General features: G+C 62.3%; 11 protein-coding genes and 1 tRNA gene. 6 read left to right on the top strand and 6 right to left on the bottom strand.

Annotated elements, in window-relative coordinates; genetic code table 11:
* Nucleotides 1–120 precede the first annotated feature (120 nt).
* Nucleotides 121–669 (top strand): RNA polymerase sigma factor, encoded by a 549-nt coding sequence (locus tag WKV53_RS12445; protein ID WP_341404922.1) that lies wholly within the window; start codon nucleotides 121–123, stop codon nucleotides 667–669.
* 6 nt (nucleotides 670–675) lie between these two features.
* The gene (locus WKV53_RS12440; protein ID WP_341404921.1) at nucleotides 676–1419 is read left to right on the top strand and encodes a hypothetical protein; all 744 of its coding nucleotides are present in this window, start codon (nucleotides 676–678) and stop codon (nucleotides 1417–1419) included.
* Nucleotides 1420–1424: 5 nt separating this feature from the next.
* Here the strand turns inward: WKV53_RS12440 and WKV53_RS12435 are convergent, their stop codons facing one another.
* Nucleotides 1425–1973 (bottom strand): GNAT family N-acetyltransferase, encoded by a 549-nt coding sequence (locus WKV53_RS12435; RefSeq protein ID WP_341404920.1) that lies wholly within the window; start codon nucleotides 1971–1973, stop codon nucleotides 1425–1427.
* A 260-nt stretch (nucleotides 1974–2233) separates the two neighbouring features.
* Between WKV53_RS12435 and WKV53_RS12430 the strand changes: the two genes are divergently transcribed.
* On the top strand, nucleotides 2234–6349 hold the full coding sequence (locus WKV53_RS12430; protein ID WP_341404919.1) for a beta strand repeat-containing protein: 4116 nt from the start codon (nucleotides 2234–2236) through the stop codon (nucleotides 6347–6349).
* 212 nt (nucleotides 6350–6561) lie between these two features.
* On the opposite strand, the gene WKV53_RS12425 is transcribed toward WKV53_RS12430, so the two are convergent.
* Nucleotides 6562–6651, bottom strand: a tRNA-Ser gene (locus WKV53_RS12425).
* A 324-nt stretch (nucleotides 6652–6975) separates the two neighbouring features.
* Here WKV53_RS12425 and dnaK point away from each other — a divergent pair.
* The 3 genes from dnaK to groL all read left to right on the top strand — a co-directional run bounded on the left by dnaK (nucleotide 6976) and on the right by groL (nucleotide 11010).
* Nucleotides 6976–8907, top strand: coding sequence for a molecular chaperone DnaK (gene dnaK, locus WKV53_RS12420; RefSeq protein WP_341404918.1), 1932 nt, complete (start codon nucleotides 6976–6978; stop codon nucleotides 8905–8907).
* 143 nt (nucleotides 8908–9050) lie between these two features.
* Nucleotides 9051–9341: a co-chaperone GroES gene (locus WKV53_RS12415; protein ID WP_341404917.1), complete on the top strand. Its 291-nt coding sequence runs from the start codon at nucleotides 9051–9053 to the stop codon at nucleotides 9339–9341.
* Between the two features lie 40 nt (nucleotides 9342–9381).
* Nucleotides 9382–11010, top strand: a complete 1629-nt coding sequence (gene groL, locus WKV53_RS12410) for a chaperonin GroEL (RefSeq protein ID WP_341404916.1) — start codon at nucleotides 9382–9384, stop codon at nucleotides 11008–11010.
* 292 nt (nucleotides 11011–11302) lie between these two features.
* On the opposite strand, the gene WKV53_RS12405 is transcribed toward groL, so the two are convergent.
* The 4 genes from WKV53_RS12405 to WKV53_RS12390 form a co-directional block, all read right to left on the bottom strand.
* Nucleotides 11303–11983 carry a hypothetical protein gene (locus tag WKV53_RS12405; RefSeq protein ID WP_341404915.1) on the bottom strand — a complete coding sequence of 227 codons (681 nt, stop codon included), beginning with the start codon at nucleotides 11981–11983 and terminating at the stop codon, nucleotides 11303–11305.
* Nucleotides 11984–11995: 12 nt separating this feature from the next.
* Nucleotides 11996–15541 (bottom strand): helix-hairpin-helix domain-containing protein, encoded by a 3546-nt coding sequence (locus WKV53_RS12400; protein ID WP_341404914.1) that lies wholly within the window; start codon nucleotides 15539–15541, stop codon nucleotides 11996–11998.
* 302 nt (nucleotides 15542–15843) lie between these two features.
* The gene (gene asnS, locus WKV53_RS12395; protein ID WP_345789660.1) at nucleotides 15844–17217 is read right to left on the bottom strand and encodes an asparagine--tRNA ligase; all 1374 of its coding nucleotides are present in this window, start codon (nucleotides 17215–17217) and stop codon (nucleotides 15844–15846) included.
* Nucleotides 17218–17271: 54 nt separating this feature from the next.
* On the bottom strand, nucleotides 17272–18687 hold the full coding sequence (locus WKV53_RS12390; RefSeq protein WP_341404912.1) for a hypothetical protein: 1416 nt from the start codon (nucleotides 18685–18687) through the stop codon (nucleotides 17272–17274).
* Between the last annotated feature and the right edge of the window lie 44 nt (nucleotides 18688–18731).

Genomic DNA, 18731 nt, shown 5'->3' with positions numbered 1-18731 from the left:
TGCATCGTCGGAAAAAAAAATTTCCGGACCCGTTCACCACAGCGCCGGATTTGGGATTTGCGTCGCCGGAACCGCAGCGTTAGCCATCGTTGGCTCCCGGACCGGCAATCGCCTCCCCCTTTGGAAAATTCCGCCCCAGCTCCTGACTCCAGCGACGCCGAATTGCTCCAGGCGGGATACCGCTATGCCCTGGCCCTCTCGCATCATCACGAGGAAGCCGAGGACCTCGTTCAGGAAACCTGGCTGAATCTCTGCCGCCGCTATGGCCGCGTGGAAAACCGCGCCATCCTCTTCTCCTCGATCCGGAATCTCCACATCGACCAATGCCGGCGACGGAAGCTAGTCCACTTCGAGTCCATGGATCATCCCGATGTCCCCGAGCTCGCCGACATCCCCACCGATGAGCCCTGCATGAAGGGCGAGCTCGCCGCCATGCTTGGCCGACTGAAACCAACCGAGCGCGAGGTCATCTTCCTCCACTACTACGAAGGCCAGACCGCCGAGGAGATCTCCCAACTCCACGGCCAGAGCCGCGGCACTGTCCTCAGCCTGATCCACCGCTCGATCGCCAAGCTCCGCAAGCTCGGCGAAGCCGCCGCCGAAACGATTTCCCGCAATCAAATCCTCTTCCTGCTCGTCCTGCCCATGGTGTGGGCACTCTCCTACTGAAAAAAGATGTCCGATTTCCGCAAACAAGTCCGCGACCACTACGACGAGCAATCGCTCCCGGCCGACAAGGTCGAAGCGATCCTCGCCCGTGGCCGTGAGGCAGCACGCGATGCGGAAAAGATCGTCCCCCTGCCCGCTCGCAAGCCTTGGGGCCGCCTCCTCGCCATCGCCGCCGCCGTCGTCCTCGCGGTCACCGGCACCTGGTGGATGAATCGCGATATCGGCGATGTCTCCTACGCCGCCATCGCGCCCCGGGTCATCGACTTCTTCAAAACCAAGTCCGCCCTCCTGCCTCCCGTTCAAGACAAGTCGGCCCTGAAGACCTGGCTCGTCTCGCAAGGCGCACCCGCGGACATGCAGATCCCCGCCAGCCTCCAACCGCTCGAAAGCGCCGCCTGCCAGGTGCTGGATGTCCAGGGCCGCAATGCCTACCTCTCCTGCTACTGGCGCGAGAACAAGGCCGACCGCGATGGCACCGATCTCATCCACCTGCTCGTCGCCCGCACCGAGGATTTCCGCGACCAGCCGAAATCCGCCACCCCTGTCGTCAGTGAGCTGGACGGCTGGAGCTTCGCCTCATGGACCAAGGGCGAGACTATCTACACCCTCGCCACCGCCACGCCAAAGGACAAGCTCATGCCCTTCCTCTCGAAGGCCGATCTCCTGAACGACAAATCCCGCTTCACCGCTTCCGTGGACACCGGCCTCCACGCCGCATTCGTCGCGGCGATCATCGAGCAGAAGAAGTAGGCAGCTTAGCCGTCCTGCGGCTGCACCGGCGTTTCCAAGTTGAGCTGGTAAAACGCCACGTCCAGCCACTGCCCGAACTTGAAACCAACCTGGGGAAACGTGCCCGAGTGCGTGAATCCCAACCGCTGGTGCAGCTGAATGCTCGCGGTATTCGCCGCATCGATACATCCCACCAGCACGTGCAACTGCGCCTCGCGCGCACGCCGGATCAATTCGAGGAGCAGGGCTTTACCAAGTCCTCTCCCGCGTGCATCGGCATGCACATACACACTGTGCTCCACCGTGTACTTATAAGCCGGAAACGCTCGGAACGTCCCCCAACTCGCGAAGCCCAACAACCTGCCAGCAGCATCCACCGCTCCCACCACGGGGAAACCATGGGCCCGCTTGGTGGCGAACCAGCTCACCATCGCTTCCGGTGCCCGCGGCACATAATCATACAGCGCCGTCGAATGGAGAATCGCCTCATTCAGGATCTCCAGAATCGCAGTGGCATGCTCAGCCTCGCTGCAATCGATCAGGCGCACCTCGTCGTTCGGCTCGGGGGAAGTCATGGAAGTTCTCGGCCCAGAGGAGCCATATTGGGATTTCAACTATGGCGTATTTGGTGCCCCGGCTGCCGTCCAAGTATTCCAGCTACTGAAGACCATGGATCATCCGTGTGGAAGAAGAGACTGCTCTCAAATCAAGTGGACACCTTCCGGCTTTCTGGTTAGGAGAGGGGCTCGCTGTGGGTTTCCATTCTGCGTGACGCCGCAGCGGTGCATGCCGGGCAGGGTCTGATTCGCATCGTCATCGATAACGAATCTACTCCATGAGAATTCTGTCCTCCCTCGCGGCACTCGCATTTGCCGCAATACTGCTTCCCGCTGCTCTTCACGCGGAAACGCCTGCGACACCTGCCTCTCCCGCTCCCGGCATCATTCCGTGGAGTGAAATTGGAGCCAAGGCCGGAGCGCAATACCAAGGGAAGGCGTTGAGCGTGACAGCGGAGGGCGAGGGGGCGCTTCTGACCTGCGGATTTCAGAAGATGGAGGGCACGGCCACTCACGAGGGGCTCTGGCTCACTTCAAGCGCGGATGGCTCACACGGGGAACGATTCCGGGTCGCAGCCACCGTGCTGGGACGCGGTGAAGTACCTGGAACCGCGTTGCCGTTGACTGGCCCGGTGCGCGTTCTGGACTCGGTGGTGCGGTGGGAGCGCGCTGGCCTGGCGGAGGAATATTCCGTGAGCGTGGACGGCGTGCGCCAGGATTTCGTCGTCGCCCAGCGCCCCGCGGGTGAGGGCTCGTTGCGGGTAGATCTGGCTCTAACCGGGGCGCAAGCGGAGGCCACTCCATATGGGGCGAAGCTCACGCTGGAGGGATCGAATCGCGCCCTGGCCTACAGCCGGTTGCGCGTGGTGGATGCGAATGGCAAGGAACTCACCGCAACGATGCAAGTGCTGGCCTTGGACTGCCTGGCGATTTGCGTGGAGGATGCGGACGCCGCCTACCCCGTGCGCATTGATCCCACGATCAGCGATGCCAACTGGGTGAGCATCGACAACGCCAGCATCCCGGGCGTCAGCGGTTTCGTGAATGCCGCTGTCCTGGACGACAGTGGCAATCTCTACATCGGCGGTAGATTCGGTTTAGTCGTCACGACGTTTGCCAACAACATCGCGAAATGGAACGGCAGTTCGTGGTCGGCCCTCGGCTCGGGGGTAAGCCACCCAACGTTCAACGCCGAAGTCACTTCCCTGGCAGTGAGCGGCACGACGCTCTACGCCGGGGGAAATTTCAGCCTGGCGGGCGGGTTGCCGGTGAACGGAATGGCGAAATGGGACGGCAGCGCGTGGTCTTCCCTCGGCGCGGGGTCGGTGAATGGCTACATCAATGCGCTGGCGGTGAATGGCACGACGCTCTACGCCGCAGGCAATGTCTCGCAGACGGGCGGCTTGCCGGGGATCACCGGCTACATCGCGCAAATGGACCTGGCCACCGGCGTTTGGTCGGGCCTCGGCACGCCGGGACCCTCGGGCAGCAGGGGGGTGAACCTCCCGATCCGTGCGCTGGCGTTGCGAGGCACGAAGCTCTACGTCGGGGGGTATTTCTCCAAAGTGCTCGCGGGTGCTGAGATGCCAGCAAGCAGCATCGCGCTATGGGACATCAGCACCAGCACCTGGTCCGCCCTCGGCTCTGGGATCAATAATCAGAACCTCGGCGTCGCAGCGCTGGCAGTGAACGACACGACAGTCTATGCCGGTGGTATTTTCGGCACAGCGGGCGGAGTGTTCGCCGGCAACATCGCGCAATGGGACATCGCCACCAGCACTTGGTCGGCGATGGGCTCGCAGATGGCCATGGGCTACGGAGTGAAGGCGCTGGCGCTGAGCGGCACGACGCTCTACGCGGCGGGAGCGGGCCCGACGGCGGTCACTCGCGCCGCGAAGTGGGACGCCAGCACCAGCACCTGGTCGGCCCTCGGCTCGGCTACGACAGGCAACAGCCCGAATGTCAACGCGCTGGCAGTGAGTGGCACGACGGTTTTCGCCGGGGGAGAGTTTAGCAAGGCAGGAGGGATTGAGTCTCGCGGCATCGCGAAGTGGGAAGACAGCACCAGCACGTGGTCGGGGTTCGGGGCGGGAATGAACGGCCAGGTCACTGCGCTGGCGGTGAGCGACACGAAGCTGTACGCCGGGGGAGCTTTCAGCGCGGCGGGTTCGGTGTCTGCAAGCGCCATCGCGCAATGGGACGGGACCGCGTGGTCGGCGCTCGGAACGGGGATCTATGGGCAGGTGCTTGCGCTGGCGATTGATGGCTCGACGCTGTATGCCGGGGGAATTTTCACCGAGGCGGGAGGGACGCCAGCCAACCGCATCGCGAAATGGGACGGCAGTGCCTGGTCAGCCCTGGGCTCGGGGATGGACCAGCAAGTCAATGTGCTGGCCATGAGCGGCAGCACGCTCTACGCCGGGGGGCCTTTTACCACGGCAGGTGGGATTGCCGTCAATCGCATCGCGAAATGGGACGGCAGTGCCTGGTCGGCCTTGGGCGCGGGACTCGGCACGGGCCCGTTCGACTTCAGCATCCAAGTCACTTCGCTGGCATTCAGCGGCACGACGCTGTACGCGGGGGGATGGTTTGGCACACAGTTCTCGGTGGCTGCTGGCTCCGTGGCGAAATGGGACGGCAGTACTTGGACCCCTCTCGGCTCGGGGATGAACCGCCTGGTTACTTCGCTGGCGGTGAGCGGCACGACGCTGTATGCCGGGGGAAATTTCACCTTCGCGGATAATGCGCCGGCCAACTACATCGCCCGATGGAATGGCAGTAGCTGGTTGCCCCTCGGCCAGGGGATGAACGACCAGATCTCGGTGCTGAAAATGAGCGGCACGACGCTTTACGCCGGGGGATATTTCACCACGGCGGACGGGGCTCCTGCCAACCACATTGCACAATGGAACGGCAGTGCTTGGTCGGCTCTGGGTTCGGGCACGAACGGCCGCGTCTATGCAATGGCATTGACCGGCTCGATGCTCTACGCCGGGGGAACGTTTGGCACGGTCGGAGCCAATGCCTTATCGCCTTACATCGGGGCCGTGGACCTTGCGCCACCCACCGTCGCCGCCAGCACCGCAAACCTGGCGGCCACCGCTAACAGCATCGTCATCCATGGCACGGGCTTCGACTGGCAGGCCAGCCACAATACAGTGGTCTTCACCCCTTCAGGTTCGGGCGTGATCACGTCGGCCACCTCCACCTCGCTCACCGTTACCGGACTCACCGGACTGACGGTTGGCCCATTGAACGCCGTGGTCGGTACGGACGGCTATACCAGCGGTGCCGCGGTTCAAGTCGCCACCGTCATTCCCGTCGCTCCGGTGGTGACGACGCCCACCAGCTCTGACATTTATGCGACGAGCGCCACTCTCGGCGGCAAGATCGTCACCAACGGCGGGGCTGTGGTCACGGCCAGCGGCGTGGTTTACTCGGTGACTTCAACCAATGCCAACCCTCAGATCGGCGGCGCAGGCGTGGCCAATGTAACCGGAACCGGCTCCTCCGGCGTGTTCACGGTGGATGCCACAGGATTGGCGCCCAGTGTTCAGTATTCCTTTGCCGCCTACGCGACCAACAGTGTGGGCACCACTTACACCAGCCCGGTTTCGACGTTCACCACTCCCAACAATGTGGCGACGCTCTCCAATCTCATGTTGAGCAGCGGCACCCTGAGTCCCGTCTTCGCCAGCGGCACACTGGAATACACCGCGTATGTGACCAGTTCGACGAGTTCCATCACCTTTACTCCCACGACGACAGACAGCCATGCCTACGTGGTGATCGACGGGTGGGATCTGGTGACCTCCGGGAGCACGAGCGAAGAACTCGACCTCAGTCCCGGCAGCACCACCTTTCACATCGACGTGATCGCGCAGGACGAAACCACGGTGCAGACCTACACGGTCACCGTGACCCAACTGACTGGATACCCCGATTGGCGTCTCTCCCATTTCGGAACCCTTGAGAATAGCGGAAACACGGCGGACACCGCCTCCTACGCTAACGACGGAATCTCGAACCTCATGAAGTACGCGCTTGGCCTCGATCCACTCGTGGCCGCGAATCCCCCTGCTCTGACGGCGGCCGTCAGTGGTTCGAGCGATCCCTTGCTCAATGACCGCCTGGCGATCCGTTTCACCCTCCCCAATCCTGCGCCCGGTGATGTGACTTATACCGTGCAAGCCAGCCCGGACCTGATCACTTGGACCGACGTGGCGACGAATGTGCACGCCGGAGGATGGACGTGGGTGGCGGATGAAGGATTATCCGAATCCCACATCTTGGAAAACGATGGAGGCAACACTTCCACCCTCCAGGTGGGCGATCTCGTGCCCTCCAGCGGCAACCCTTCGCGGATGATGCGTTTGAAGGTGGATATTCCGTAGAGCGTGAGAAAACGAAGGCCGCAGCAGCCTCCGAAGCCCTGAATTGAAGGGTTTTCACGATTCCACGGCCGGAAATCGACCGGGACGGCGCCTCCAAAGGCCCGAAAGGGTTCAAACGGGGTTCAAACGGGGTTCAAACGGGGTTCAAAATCCCCGGAGCCCCCTCAAAACCACTTGTTATAACCATCTTCAACTCACTGGAAGTGAGAAGATGGCGGACAGGGAGGGATTCGAACCCTCGGTACTATTGCTAGCACACACGCTTTCCAAGCGTGCTCATTCGACCACTCTGACACCTGCCCTTCAGTGGAAGGGCGCGGACCCTAGGGACCACCCGCCGACTTGGCAACCCGATTTTGTGGGAGAAAAATGACCGCCGCACCCAGCGGCGGGCAGACGTGTCACACCGGGACAATTTGTCGCCCCATGGCGCGCCATCGTGACCAACTTTGACGCACCGAGCCGTACGCGTGCGGCGCATGACACAGCTGCTAACAGCTGGTTTTCAGCGCCCAAGGAAACCCACCGGCGGGCTGGCACCCGGCTTGCGAAAGGGGCGGCACGAAAATGCGCCCGTCACCAAGGACGGGGCTCGATCCATTCCACCTCAACCCACCCTACTTCTTATGTCCAAGATTCTCGGCATCGACCTCGGCACCACCAACTCCTGCATGGCCGTCATGGAAGGCGGCGAGCCGGTCGTGCTCGAAAACTCCGAAGGCGCCCGCACCACCCCGTCGGTGGTTGCGTTCACGAAATCCGGCGAGCGTGTGATCGGCCAGGCAGCCAAGCGCCAGGCCGTCACCAACCCCAAGAACACCATCTTCTCCGCCAAGCGCCTGATCGGTCGCAAATTCTCCGAGCTCTCGGAGGCCGACAAGAAGATGCCCTACAAGATCGTCGCGGCCGCCAATGGCGATGCCCACATCCAGGTCGAAGTCGGCGGCGAGACCAAGACCTACTCGCCGCAGGAAATCGCGGCCATGGTCCTCGGCAAGCTCAAGGCCGATGCCGAAGCCAAGCTCGGTGAAACCATCACCGACGCGGTGATCACCGTCCCTGCCTATTTCAACGACTCCCAGCGCAATGCCACCAAGGCCGCAGGCGAAATCGCCGGCCTCAACGTGCGCCGCATCATCAATGAGCCGACCGCCGCGGCCCTAGCCTACGGCCTCGATAAGAAGTCCGACGAGAAGATCGCCGTCTATGACCTTGGCGGTGGCACCTTCGATATCTCGGTCCTCGAGATCGGCGATGGCGTCTTCGAAGTGCTCGCCACCGATGGCGACACCCAGCTCGGTGGTGACGACTGGGACAATGCGCTGATCGCTTGGATCGTCGGCGAATTCAAAAAGGACCAGGGCATCGACCTCTCCAGCCAGCCGGACGCGCTCCAGCGCATCAAGGAAGAGGCGGAAAAGGCCAAGATCGCCCTCTCCTCCAGCCAGTCCTACGATATCTCGCTGCCCTTCATCACCGCCGACCAGACCGGCCCGAAGCACATCCAGCTCACGCTCACCCGCGCCAAGCTGGAGCAGCTCACTGATTCCCTCTTCGAGCGCACCAAGAAGCCCGTCCGCGATTGCCTCAAGGAAGCCGGCGTCGACGCCTCGCACGTGGATGAGCTCGTCCTCGTCGGCGGCATGACCCGCATGCCAAAGGTCATCGAGGTCGCCAAGGAACTCGCTGGCAAGGAGCCGCACCGCGGCGTGAACCCGGACGAAGTCGTCGCCATCGGCGCCTCCATCCAGGGCGGCGTGCTCAAGGGCGACGTGAAGGACGTGCTCCTCCTCGACGTGACCCCGCTCACGCTTTCGATCGAAACCGAAGGCTCGCGCGCCACGCCGATGATCGACCGCAATACCACCATCCCGGCCAAGAAGTCGCAGGTCTTCTCGACCGCTTCCGACAACCAGCCGGCCGTGGACATCCGCATCTGCCAAGGCGAGCGCCCGATGTTCTCCGACAACAAGCTGCTCGGAAACTTCAAGCTCGATGGCATCGCGCCGAAGCGCCGCGGCGAGCCGCAGATCGAAGTGACCTTCGACATCGACGCCAACGGCATCCTCCACGTCTCCGCCAAGGACAAGGAATCCGGCAAGGAGCAGAAGATCTCGATCCAGGGTTCCTCCGGTCTCTCCAAGGACGAGATCGAGAAGGCCAAGGCCGAGGCCGAGTCGCACGCCGAGGAAGACCGCAAGCGCGTCGAAATCGTCGACACCAAGAACAAGGCTGAGGGCCTCGTGTTCCAGGTCGAGAAGCAACTCGAAGAACTGCCCGCCGAAGCCCCTGCCGAACTCAAGTCCGGCATCCAGGCCAAGGTCGATGCCGTGAAGGACGCGCTCAAGAGCGACAACATCGACGCCATCAAGAGCAGCGTCTCCGCTCTCGAAAGCGCACTCCAGGACCTCTACAACGCCGCCCAGCAAGCCCAAGCCGCTGCCGGTGGTGGAGCCGGTCCGGCACCTGACGTGGACGTCGAGTCCCCCGAGTCCGGCCCATCCGAACCCCGCCAAGCCAAGGGCAAGGTCGTGGAAGCCGAAGTCGTCGATAAATAACCAATTCCCGCGTGATTGACGCCCGGTCTTCCGGGCGTCAATCACGCGTCTCCGCAACAAGCCCTTTTCGATTTTTTCTACCCCTTTCCGGGCCACCCACACGGTCCGGCATTCCAACCAACCGAAACCAAACCAAAGAACACATGGCTACCATCAAACCACTCGGTCAACGCGTGCTCGTGAAGCGCATCGACGCCGAAGCGATCTCCGCCGGCGGCATCGTGCTGCCTGACACCGCCAAGGAAAAGCCGCAGGAAGCGGAAGTCCTCAGCCTCGGCACCGGCGGCAAGGATGAAGATGGCAAGACCATCGAGTTCACCGTGAAGGTGGGCGACAAGGTCCTTATCTCCAAGTACGGCGGCACCGAAGTCAAAGTCGACGGCCAGGAAGTGCTGATCATTTCCGAGTCCGACATCCTTGGCATCGTCGCCTGATCCCGCTCCCAGAACTCAACTTTCTACTTTCAACCACACCATGGCCAAACAACTCCAATTCGACGAATCCGCCCGCCAGGCCCTTCTGCGCGGTGTCGAGAAGCTCGCCCGCGCCGTCAAGGCAACCCTCGGACCTGCCGGTCGCAATGTCATCCTCGACAAGAAGTTCGGCTCCCCGACTATCACCAAGGACGGTGTCTCCGTCGCCAAGGAGATCGAGCTTGAGTGCCCCTATGAAAACATGGGCGCCCAGCTGATCCGCGAAGTCTCCAGCCGCACCTCCGACATCGCCGGTGACGGCACCACCACCGCCACCGTGCTTGCCGAAGCCATCTACAAGGAAGGCCTCCGCAACGTCACCGCCGGTGCCAACCCGATCAGCCTGCAGCGCGGCATCATGAAGGCCACCGAGGCCATCGTCGCCCAGCTCAAGGTCATCTCCAAGGAAGTCAACGACACCAAGGAAATCGCCCAGGTCGCCACCGTCTCCGCCAACTGGGACACCACCATCGGCAACATCATCGCCGATGCCATGGACAAGGTCGGCAAGGACGGCACCATCACCGTGGAAGAAGCCAAGGGCATCGAGACCACCCTCGACGTGGTCGAAGGCATGCAGTTCGACAAGGGCTACCTCAGCCCCTACTTCGTGACCGATGCGGAGAGCATGGAAGTCGTGCTCGATAACGCTTACCTCCTCATCAACGAGAAGAAGATCTCGTCCCTCAAGGACATGCTTCCTCTCCTCGAGAAGGTCGCCAAGACCGGCCGCCCGCTCCTCATCATCGCCGAAGACGTCGAAGGTGAAGCCCTTGCCACCCTCGTGGTGAACAAGCTCCGCGGCATCCTCAACATCGCTGCCGTCAAGGCTCCTGGCTTCGGCGACCGCCGCAAGGCCATGCTCGAAGACCTCGCCATCCTCACCGGCGGCAAGGTCATCACCGAAGACCTCGGCATCAAGCTCGAGTCCGTCGAGCTCGCCGACCTCGGCACCGCCAAGCGCATCACCATCTCGAAGGAAGCCACCACCATCGTTGAAGGTGCCGGCACCAGCGAAAGCATCACCGGCCGCGTCAATCAGATCCGCCGCCAGATCGAAGACACCACCAGCGACTACGACCGCGAGAAGCTCCAGGAGCGCCTCGCCAAGCTCGCCGGCGGCGTCGCCGTCATCAACGTCGGTGCTGCCACCGAGACCGAGATGAAGGAAAAGAAGGCCCGCGTGGAAGACGCCCTGCACGCCACCCGCGCTGCGGTGGAAGAAGGCATCGTCGCAGGCGGTGGTACCGCCCTGATCCGCGCCCAGGCCGCCGTGGGTGACCTCGGCCTCGCCGGTGACGAGAAGACCGGTGCCGGCATCGTGGCTCGCGCCATCGAAGCCCCGCTCCGCCAGCTCGCCGCCAATGCCGGCCGCGAAGGCGCTCTCATCGTCGAGAACGTCAAGACCAACAAGGAAGGCCACGGCTACAACGTCGCCACCGACAAGTATGAGGACCTCATCGCCTCCGGCGTTGTCGACCCGACCAAGGTGACCCGTTCCGCCCTGCAGAACGCTGCCTCGATCGCCGGCCTGCTCCTCACCACTGAGGCGCTCATCACCGAGATCAAGGAAGAGAAGCCCGCCGGCGGCGGTGGCCACGGCCACGACCACGGCATGGGCGACTACTAAGATGGCCGCGGCCCCAAAGCCGCAAGCCATTCGCCAAATTCAAAAGCCGGACGGGAAACCGTCCGGCTTTTCTTTTACCGGGACCGCGGGATTCATCCCGCCCGATTCCTCCGAGGAACGCCATCACCGCTTGAGCCGCTCCTGCAATCCTACCCCAGCCAAAACCAAAACGACGAAGTCGCATCCGCTACAAAGCCACGAACGCACCCTTCCACAAAAGAAAAGCCAGACGGTTTCCCGTCCGGCTCTGAAATGAAATGATGGTTTGCAGCAGAAGGCCGCAGTGGGCGAATCAAGCCCCCGGCTTCTTCTCCGGATCCACGAATTCCTCCACCGCCCGGAAATCGAGCCGCTTGGTCGTCGGATTGATGAAGAAGAAAACATACGAGCGGTTCTTTGGCTCCAGCGGCCAGCGGGTCGTGCTCAGCGCGCGGTCGCCTTCCTTCTCACGGACGCCGAAGCCCACGTCGTAGTACTTGATCTCATCCTCGCCCTTCGCGCCCTTCGGCTTCAGCGATTTGCCATTGCCAGGCGGCAGGATGAAGGTCGCGGTGCCCACGTAGCCCACGATCGGCTTGTCGGCGTGATTGTAGAAGTAGACGTCGCCAGCTCCGAACGATGGATCACTGGCGGGCATCACGACCGCACTGTAGCCGGTCGCGGCGGGGAACAGCAGCACCACGAATTCCTTGCCCTCCGCAGGCAGGGTCACCGTGGCGAGCGAGACGGCCTTGCCCGTCGCCTGCTTCAGGCTGAAGGCCCGGGCAGGCGCCGCCTGCGGTTCGGAGACGAAGTTGACCGGCAGGTCGAAGGGCGAGGACTTCGCTTCCGCCGTGGCCATCACCACTTGGCCGAGATCGGCGGGCGCGCGTTCGGCCAGGAAGCGGACTTTGACATCGCCGCCTTTGGAGGACTCCTGGGCCGGAGCCACGGCAGCGAACAGCAGGGCGAATAGGGTTACGAGACGCATCATGGAAACGGGTTATCAAACTTCGTCCGGGTGAAGCCAGCGGAATGCCGTCATTTCGTAGCGGCGGCCGAAGCTCTTGTTGATTGCCTTCAGGCTGGCGATGGTAGCCTCGGGGGCATCGGCAGAACTCACGAAGTCCCTGCTGCGCTCCACGGTCGCTTCGCACCACGCCCGGGCCAGCACCTTGCCATCCTTGTCCACGCTCTCGCCATAGGCACGAATGATGAAGCTGTCGGAGCGGGCAGACAGGATCGGCGCGATCGGCGTCAGGATATCGGCTTGCTTGACGATTCCCGGCATCCCGTAGCCCGCAGTACCTTGCTCGGCTTCCGGGAAAGCAAAGCGTGACGTGACCGTCGTCGACATGCCGCGGTTGCCTTCTTTCCAACCGGAGTTGATGTCCACGTCGTTCGAGTCCAGCGCACTCTGGATCGCACCGGCACGGGCCAGCGCCTTGTCGCTTCCCGGACGGCGGTTCACAAAATCGGAGAGCGAAAGGAACGGGCCGCGCTTGCGGACTTCCTTCACGATCGCCTTGGCGAGTTGCTCGATCTCCCCTTCGGTGAGCACCCGGCGACCATTCCACTGCTTGCTATCGGCCAGGTTGGCGGCGTCGCCTTTCGGATCCGCGATCTCGGACGTCGGCGAAAACAGGCCGGTCACCGGAATCCCGTTTTCATCGGCACCCGAGACGGACTCCTTGCCATCCTGGGTGCGGACCACGATGCCGCGACCCTTTAGACCACCCAGCAAGGCCTTCCACGCTTCTACCGAGGTGGAATTTACGTTGAACATGCCATCCACCCGGATCAGCGAGGCTGCCAGCTGGATTGCCGTTTCAGTGGGGGTAGAGCCGGAGAAAAGCTTGGTCAGCAGACCATTGACCTCGGCACCACCGGTCTCCGGCAGATAGCGCACCGTCGGCAGCTTCGCGGTGCTTTCGAGGAATTCCTGGGCCACCTGGCGCTGGTTGCGCTTCTTGGTAGTGTAGGTGGCCCGATCCTGCGGCGAAATCCCGGAGAAGAACCAATCATCCCACAGGTTGAGATTCGCCAGGTAGGAGTGGTCGGCCAGCGGACGTCCGCCGGTGAGCGAGCTTTCGGTCTGGCCTGGTGCCAGCACTGATGGAGCCATCGAGTTGCCGATCGCGTGGGAGATCTGCGGCAGCATCGGCTCCCGGGCGCTGAGGGACGCGTAGCCGTCCTTCGGCTTGAGGATCTCGAAGCCATTGGCGCAGGAATGCTGCAAGGCGGCCAGCGAAACGGCCGGCTCCCTCGGGATCGAGTGGGTGGTCACAAAGGGGCTGCCGGTGTCTTGGTTCAGACCACCGCCGAAGAACCCGTGGACACCGTCACTGGAATCCAGGAAGCGGTTTTTCCATCCAAGCAGCGGCTCCACCACGAATTCGTAGGGCAGCATGTCGCGCTCCTTCTGGCTCAGGTCGTAGAAATCGGTGTGATGGGCGCGAGGATTGAAGCGGCTGAGATAGCGGGTGCGCGCCGCCGGATCGGTACTGGCCTCGGTCTTGGCATTGTACGAGATCATCATGATCGGCGCCTTGCTGGTGAGCGCTCCTGCAGCCAGCGGACGGCCCATCGCCTCGGTGATCTCCTTGAAGACCTCGGGACGCTGCGTGGCATTCAGCCGCTGATTGGTCGGCTTGGTTCCCGGGTCCGTCTTCTGCCGCGGCGCATCGCTCGGCTTGATCCGCTTGTTGCCGTAGTCGAAGTCCACATACAGGCCGCCATAGCCTAGGCTCGGACCATCTTCCTTCCGATCGTAGCCGATGTAGAGTTCGTTGTGCGTGGTCGAGAAGTGCCGGGAATGGTCAGTCCAGCCCTTGGGCACACTGCCGCTGCCATTGGCGGTGCCCGCGGTGAGCGTATTGGCCTTGGCGCGGTATTTGACCGTGGAACCGGACGGGACGTTGATGGTCATCAGCACATCCTTCCCGGAGGCGTCGGTCGCACCCGTCTTGGCTTTCAGCGGGTAGCGCAGCCCCTTGGCGGGGTTGAATCCCGCCTTGAGCTTCAGCTGGTGAGTGACCTTGCCCTGGGTGAGCGTGGTGGTTTCCTGGGACAGCTTGATCACCTCGCCCGGCTTGAAAACCAGCTGCTGGGTCTCTCCTGCATTCACCGAAAGGTAATTGCTGTCGCTGTCGGAGAACGACTGGATGATGGGACACGTATAGGTCTGCGTCCCGACAGTGACGATGAGATCGTAGGGAATCCCGAAGTACTTCATCGTGAAGAAGGACGAGGTCGGGATCACCACCGGCACATCAAGTGGATTCCACAAGGTGATAAGGGGATCCGCCACGATCTGGAGCTGGTTTTCAGCCTGGCCCGCTGCATTGGTCGCGCCCACGGTCATCAGCGAAAGGATCATCTGTGAGCTGACGACAACCGGCATCTTGTAGTGGAACTCGTCGTCCGCCGCACAGGCTGCCGCGCCGCTGTCGAGCGTGAGGTAGGGAGTGGTGGTGCTGCCGGTCAGGGTGCCACCGCTGGTATACTTGAAGCTGCCGCTGGTCTTCAGTTCCTTGCAGAGGTTGTAGTAGCACCACAGCTCATAGAGGTTGATGCCATTCTCCGAACCGACCTTGTAGAGGACGTTGGCCGCGTTGGTGGTGGCGAGACGGCTGCTCGCGGTGGTAGCGGGCAGCTCGAGCCTCATCGAGAGATCCTTGCGGAAGCCACCGCTGCGCTGGTTCGTCAGCAGGCCAGTCGAGAAAGGCGCGATGTCGTGGAAGAGACCGCGCGGAGCATGGGGATCCGACGCGAGGAACCCGGACTGCTGCCAATCCGTCATCATCGCCACCTTGGGATCCTTCAGATCCAGCTTGGCGAAAGGCTTCTTGGTGCCGTCGGAAGCGAATTCCACCGCATTCCGCGGTGCTCCGTGCAGCGTCGAGCGGGTCGCCGCAATCGAGGCGTCCTCGGAAACCGGCGGCGTGGCCATTGCGGCCTTGGTCCCCTGGTCACCAGTCCACCATCCCAAGCGCGCACTGCCGCCCGAAGAGGAACTCACCCGCAGGGCAGGCACCCGGACGGACCCGTTGGTGCTATCTCCCACGGTCCCGGTCCCCACCAATTCCACATCGTCCTTGCCGACGCTGCCCTTGGCCGTGTCGACCTCCTTCACATCATCGTACTCACCCGAAACCAGCCACGACCGGAACTGCGGCGTCGGTCGCGCAGTCGCGGTGGAACCCCACGAATTGTAAACCCCCGTCCAGTGGCTCTTGCCGGACCCGGCGGCAGTTTCCTCTCCACTGCCCGAGCTCAACTGATCCGCAGTCATCGTCACCCGCTGGTCCGGACCGGTGTGCTTCTGGAGCTGGGCAATCGCCAGCTCCAGCGACATCCGCGCGTTCGCACGCGCTTCGGCCAGATCCGTCTCACGCGTCGAGGTCCGCAGCGAGAGGCTGGAAAGACCGAGCAGGCCCACGGCCAGCACGGTCAGCAGGACCATCAGCGAGAGCGAGATGACGAGGGCGAAGCCACGGGGCTTGCGCCAGGGAATGGGAAGCAGGGATGCGCCTGCACGCGGATTCTTCATGGGTTTTACGCAGCGTGGGTTTTCAGATGTAAATACACATGAAAACCTGTCTGACAACTCCACAATTGGGTGATGGGCGAAAAAATTCCGCGCCACTCCAACAATCGTAAGCGATTTGCCATACAGATTTGGCATTAAAACCCCTACACCCACCCCCTCAATTGTGCAAAAATCCTCAGGCCGGATGAAATCACCCCGCTAAATCCAACCTCAGATCCTCCCCCAGTGGACAAAAATGACCATCCACGATCCTCGTGGCTTTCATTTCTGTGACAGAAAAACGCTTTTTACCCCTCCGTCCCTCAAAACTCGCAGTGCCCCGGCGTCCTCGCGAAGGGAATCACGTCACGGATATTCTGCATGCCGGTCACGAACATCAGCATCCGCTCGAAGCCCATCCCGAAGCCCGCGTGCGGCACCGTCCCGTACTTCCGCGTGTCCACGTACCACGAGTAGTCCTCCACGCTCAGGCCATGCCGCTCCATGTTCGCGAGCAGCACATCCAGCCGCTCCTCACGCTGGCTGCCACCGACGATCTCGCCGATCCCCGGCACTAACAGGTCCATCGCCGTCACCGTCTTGTCGTCCTCATTGAGACGCATGTAGAACGGTTTGATCTCCTTCGGGTAGTTGAAGACCGTCGTCGGCTTCTTGAAATACTCTTCTGTTAGCCAGCGCTCGTGCTCGCTCTGCAAGTTCAAGCCATACTCCACCGGATACTCGAAGCTCTTGCCGGACTTCTTCAGGATCTCCACCGCTTCCGTATAGGAGACGCGCTCGAACGGATGGTTCGCCACGAACTCCAGCCGCTCGCGCAGGCCCTTGTCCACGAACTTCTCGAAGATCGCCAGGTCGCCGTCCTGTCCTTCCAGCGCCTCTCTAACAAGATACCTTACCATCGCCTCCGCTAGATCCATGTCCCCCTGCAAATCACAGAACGCCATCTCCGGCTCGATCATCCAGAACTCCGCCGCATGCCGCGAGGTATTCGAATTCTCCGCGCGGAACGTCGGCCCGAACGTATAGATGTTCCCCAGCGCCGTCGCGAACAGCTCACCTTCCAACTGGCCCGACACGGTGAGATGCGCCGCCTTGCCGAAGAAATCCTCCTTGAACTTCTGCTTCGCCCCGCTCACCGGATCCAGCGTCGTCACCCGGAACATTTCCCCCGCTCCCTCACAGTCGCTCGCCGTGATGATCGGCGTGTGGACGTAGTAGAACGAGCGCTCCTGGAAAAACCGGTGCACCGCCTGGCTCATCCGGCTCCGGATCCGGAACATCGCCCCATAAAGATTCGTCCGCGGCCGCAAGTGCGCGATGCTCCGCAGGAACTCCTGCGAGTGCCCCTTCTTCTGCAGCGGGAAATCATCCGGCGCCTCGCCTAACAGACGGATCGAAGTCGCCTGCACCTCCCAAGCCTGGTTGCCCCCCTGCGACGCCACCAGCTTCCCCTCCACCGCCACCGAGGCCCCCGTGCTCATCTTCGCCAAGTGCTCCGACCCCGGAATCCCCACATCCGCGATGATCTGCAAATTCCCCGCACAAGACCCGTCATTGATCTCCAGGAACGAGAACGCCTTCGAATCCCGCCGCGTCCTCACCCACCCCGCGGCATGGATCGAGTCGGAAGGATCAGTCGAACGGAGCAAATCGCGGACGAGAATGCGCATGCACATTTCTAGCAAGCGCACCGCCCGCTGCAAGAGATCCGACACCAAACGACTGGCCCCCTACTTTGGCGAAAGCGCGGCCCGGTCCACCACGAACTCCAGCACCTCATCCGGCCACTTCGCCATCAGCCCGATCTCAACCTTCATCCCCGGTTTCAGTTCACCCCTCCAACTTCCCTTCCAGGTGAAATCAGTGCTACTCCCCGGCGAGGATTCTCCCGAGCCCTTGAACTGAACCATCCCCGAGGAATGTTCCGCATCGTCGAGAAAGACCACCGGAGTCCATCGGCCCCATGGCCCGATCGCAGCCTCCGAGGCGCTCTTTTCCGCAGCATCCGCCCAGGTGCCCTTGAATGAAATGTCGAACTCGTGCGACGCCGGATACCACGAATCCGCCGCCGCTCCAACAGGGCCGACATCCATCGACTTGATCCCCCTCCGTGCGTTTTGGGCGGAGAGCTCGATGCTCTTCCCGTCCGCCGATACCGTTCCCTCCGCAAGAATCGGAATCCCGCCCTTGGGGTACGGGAAGTGTCCCTCGTAACGGATTCGATAGAGAAATTTGAAGCAGCTTTCGTCCGGCGGCATCGGATAGGCCAGCTCGGAACGGGCAACATAAAGTTTGTGGGGTAGGACCATGCTGCGGGTGCCCAAGGCCCCGAGCACTCCCGCATCGAAACCAACTACCGGCCGCGAATCCCCGACCTCAGGCAAGTCGCTGCTGAACTCGAAGTCCCCGATCACACCCTTGCCGTCGCCGGCCATCGTCATCTCCCGCGCCTTCACCAAGCGCACTTCCCAATGCTTGCCGGTCCTCACCTGCGGCAAGGGAGCCGCAGCCCAAGACGCTGCCGCACTGCCCGCAGTCGGATTCGGCATCCGGAATTCCACCGGCGCTCGTCCCTTCTGCACCGCCTGAAAAACCAGTTCCTTCCCACTCCGCGGCCAACCCGCGAACGACACGATCCCTCGTTCCTGCGGATCATCATCGGCTCCCACAGGACCACTGCCATCGAGCCACAAGCCACCGCCATCAGAGAGACGAATGACCAGATCACCCGGCGTCATCGCCGCCGGCGACTCGACCTTGCCCGACCCCGTCACGTGACGCAGCGGCATTACCAAACGCCCCTCCCCCGGCTGATAACACACCCCCGCGAGCTTCCCGCCCATCGTGAAGCGCTTGATCGTCAGATCGCCATCTACGGACGTGCTCCCCCCGGTGGACTCCATGTTCCAGCTCCCCCGAGGCTTTGCCATCACCCCTTCCACCCACTCGCTTTCGGCCAATCCATAGATGTCGATCCGCGAGCCATCACCGAGCGAGACCGTGGCAATCGGGGCGTTGAGCACCATGATATTTCCAGCCGTCACACCGCCACCAGATGATCCGGACCGGGCAAACCACCACCCCGCGATCATCAGCACGATCAAGAGGACGATGACTCCGGCAATCCGCGACTGCTCTCTCTCCATCTCCGAGTCTGGTCATCACGCCACTCGATGACAAGCCGTCCCTC

The organism is Luteolibacter sp. Y139 (assembly GCF_038066715.1).
In the GTDB taxonomy this organism is placed as follows: Bacteria; Verrucomicrobiota; Verrucomicrobiia; order Verrucomicrobiales; family Akkermansiaceae; genus Haloferula; species Haloferula soli.
This window is presented reverse-complemented; position numbering and strand designations above follow the sequence as displayed.